Here is a 3,681-nt window from a genome sequence, read left to right as displayed (position 1 = left end):
CCGGTGACGTCCACCGCGTACGTGGTCAGGTTCTCGCCGAAGCCGCCGGGCCGGATGCCCCGGCCCCCCAGCGTCCAGCGCCGTCGTGGTTTTGCGGTCTCCTGCGTCATCAGGCTTCCTCCCCCGTACGGAACGACGCTCGGACGGGGGCCCGGGGTTGCCACCGGCGGGCCCGGTCGACCGAGCGTCCTGCATGATCCCCAAAATCTGGCGCTGGCGCGATGGCTACCCGTCGGTAATGATGCGTCCATGCGGTATGACGTGGTCGTCATCGGGTCCGGTTTCGGCGGCAGCGTCGCCGCGCTCCGGCTGGCGGAGAAGGGCTACTCGGTCGGGGTGCTGGAGGCCGGGCGGCGCTTCGCCGACGACGAGTTTCCGGAGACCTCCTGGCGGGCCCGGCGCTTCCTCTGGGCTCCGAAGCTCGGGTGCTACGGCCTCCAGCGGATCACCCTGCTCCGCTCCGCGGACCGGAAGGCCGGCGGGGGAGTCATGGTGCTCTCCGGCGCGGGCGTGGGCGGCGGCTCGCTGGTCTACGCCAACACCCTCTACGAGCCCCTCGACGCGTTCTACGCCGACCCGCAGTGGCGGGACATCACCGACTGGCGCGACGAACTGGCCCGCCACTACGACCAGGCCAAGCGGATGCTCGGGGCGACCACGTACCCGGTGCGGACCGGTGCGGACCGGGCGATGCGGGCGGTGGCCGAGCGGATGGGGGTCGGGCACACCTTCCACGCCACCCCGGTGGGCGTGCACATCGGCCGGCCCGGCGAGCGGGTGCCCGACCCGTACTTCGGCGGGGCCGGGCCGGAGCGGACCGGTTGCCTGCACTGCGGCTCGTGCATGACCGGCTGCCGGCACGGCGCCAAGAACACCCTGGTCAAGAACTACCTCTGGCTGGCCGAGCGGCTCGGCGCCCAAGTCCACCCGCTGACCACGGTCACCGCGGTCCGCCCCACCGCCGACGAGGGCTACGAGGTGCACACCGAGCGCACCGGCGCGTGGCTGCGCAAGCGGCGCCAGGTGATCCGCGCCGACCAGGTGGTCTTCGCCGCGGGCGCGCTGGGCACCCAGCGGCTGCTGCACGAGATGAAGGCGACCGGGGCGCTGCCCGCGCTGTCGCCCCGCCTCGGCGAGCTGACCCGGACCAACTCGGAGGCCATCCTCGGCGCCTCGGTGCCCCGCCGGCAGGCGCGGGAGCGGCGGCTGGACTTCACCGAGGGAGTGGCGATCACCAGCTCGTTCCACCCCGACCCGCAGACCCACATCGAGCCGGTCCGCTACGGCCGGGGCTCCAACGCGATGGGGCTGCTCCAGTCGCTGCTGGTCGACGGCGGGCCGCACCGGGTCCGGCGCTGGCTGGGCAGCATCGTCCGGCAGCCCGGCCTGGCCGCCCGGATGCTGTCGGTGCGCGGCTGGTCCGAGCGGACGGTGATCGCCCTGGTGATGCAGTCGGCGGACAACTCGCTCACCACCCGCTGGCGGCGCGGCCCGCTCGGCCGCCGGCTGGTCTCCGGGCCGGGGCACGGCGCGCCGAACCCGACCTGGATCCCGGCCGGCAACAACGCGGTGCGGCTGCTCGCCGAGGAGATCGACGGTACGCCGGGCGGCGCGCTGACCGAGCCGTTCAACATCCCGATGACCGCGCACATCCTCGGCGGGGCGGTGATCGGCGCCACCCCGGCCGACGGGGTGATCGACCCGTACCACCGGGTGCACGGGCACCCGGGGCTGCACGTGGTGGACGGCGCGGCGGTCTCGGCGAACCTCGGGGTGAACCCGTCGCTGACGATCACCGCCCAGGCGGAACGGGCGATGTCGTGCTGGCCCAACAAGGGCGAGGAGGATCCGCGGCCGCCGCTCGGTGCGGCGTACCGGCGGGTGGAGCCGGTCCCCCCGCGCCACCCGGCGGTCCCGGCGCACGCCCCCGCCGCCCTGCGCGGGTGATCCGCGCGACATCCGGGCGGGACGCGCCACGCGGACGGCCGGGCCGCGCCCGGCGCGGAGGTGACGGTCGGTAGGCTTTCTGCACATGAGCACGCCTCGCCCCGTCCTCGTGGTGGACTTCGGAGCCCAGTACGCCCAGCTCATCGCGCGCCGGGTGCGTGAGGCGAAGGTCTACTCGGAGATCGTCCCGCACACCATGCCGGTCGCCGAGATGCTGGCGAAGGACCCCGCCGCGATCATCCTGTCGGGCGGTCCGGCCAGCGTCTACGCACCCGACGCCCCGCAGATCGACGCCCGCATGTTCACCGCCGACGTCCCGGTCTTCGGCATCTGCTACGGCTTCCAGGCGATGGCCCAGGCGCTCGGCGGCACGGTCGCGCGGACCGGCAACCGGGAGTACGGCGGCACCCCGCTGCACGCCCGCGCCGAGGCCGGCGTGCTGCTCCGCGACCTGCCGGACGACCTGCCGGTCTGGATGAGCCACGGCGACTGCGTGACCGAGGCCCCCGCGGGCTTCACGGTGACCGCCGAGTCGGCGGGCGCGCCGGTCGCCGCGTTCGAGGACGTGGCCGGCCGCCGGGCCGGGGTGCAGTTCCACCCGGAGGTGGGGCACACCGCGCACGGCCAGGAGATGCTCACCCGCTTCCTGTACGACATCGCCGGCGTCGAGCCGACCTGGACGCCCGAGAACATCATCGACGAGCAGGTGGCCCGGATCCGGGAGCAGGTCGGCGACAAGGAGGTCATCTGCGGCCTGAGCGGCGGCGTGGACTCGGCGGTCGCCGCCGCGCTGGTGCACCGGGCCGTCGGTGACCAGCTCACCTGCGTCTTCGTCGACCACGGCCTGCTCCGGGCCGGGGAGGCCGAGCAGGTGGAGAAGGACTACGTGGCGGCCACCGGCATCAAGCTCAAGGTGGTCGACGCGCAGGACCGCTTCCTCGGGGCGCTCGCCGGGGTGACCGACCCGGAGCAGAAGCGCAAGATCATCGGCCGGGAGTTCATCCGGGTCTTCGAGGCCGCCGCCCGGGAGATCGCCTCCCACGGCGACGTCGAGTTCCTGGTGCAGGGCACCCTCTACCCGGACGTGGTGGAGTCCGGCGGCGGCACCGGCACCGCCAACATCAAGAGCCACCACAACGTCGGCGGCCTGCCGGAGGACCTGAAGTTCGCGCTGGTCGAGCCGCTGCGCACGCTGTTCAAGGACGAGGTCCGGGCGCTGGGCCTGGAGCTGGGCCTGCCCGAGGCGATGGTCTGGCGGCACCCGTTCCCCGGCCCCGGCCTGGCCATCCGGATCATCGGCGCGGTCGACCGGGAGCGGCTGGACCTGCTCCGCAAGGCCGACCTGATCGCCCGGGAGGAGTTGACGGCCGCCGGCCTGGACCGGGGCGTCTGGCAGTTCCCGGTGGTGCTGCTGGCCGACGTGCGCAGCGTCGGCGTGCAGGGCGACGGGCGCAGCTACGGGCATCCCGTGGTGCTGCGCCCGGTCTCCAGCGAGGACGCGATGACCGCCGACTGGTCCCGGCTGCCGTACGAGGTGGTCGCCCGGATCTCCACCCGGATCACCAACGAGGTGGCCGAGGTGAACCGGGTGGTCCTGGACGTCACCAGCAAGCCGCCGGGCACCATCGAGTGGGAGTGACGCCGGCTCACCCGGCGGTCGGCGGCTGAGGCTGCGGCCGGGGCGCCGGCTCCGGCGTACCCGCCGGCTGCGTCGCCGGCCCGCCGGTCGCGGTC

Annotated in this window: 2 protein-coding genes; both read left to right on the top strand. The window is 74.2% G+C overall.

All coding sequences use genetic code 11. From position 1 onward, the window contains the following. The first annotated feature begins 249 nt into the window (after positions 1–249). Entirely contained in the window at positions 250–1,947 is a 1,698-nt protein-coding gene (locus JNW87_RS36115; protein ID WP_109802643.1) for an FAD-dependent oxidoreductase, read from the top strand. Between the two features lie 85 nt (positions 1,948–2,032). Further along, complete coding sequence (gene guaA / locus JNW87_RS36110) at positions 2,033–3,586, top strand: glutamine-hydrolyzing GMP synthase (RefSeq protein WP_109802642.1); 1,554 nt, start codon at positions 2,033–2,035, stop codon at positions 3,584–3,586. The last annotated feature ends 95 nt before the right edge of the window (positions 3,587–3,681 follow it).

Source organism: Micromonospora sp. ATA51, from assembly GCF_016802855.1.
In the GTDB taxonomy this organism is placed as follows: domain Bacteria; phylum Actinomycetota; class Actinomycetes; order Mycobacteriales; family Micromonosporaceae; genus Micromonospora; species Micromonospora sicca.
This window is presented reverse-complemented; position numbering and strand designations above follow the sequence as displayed.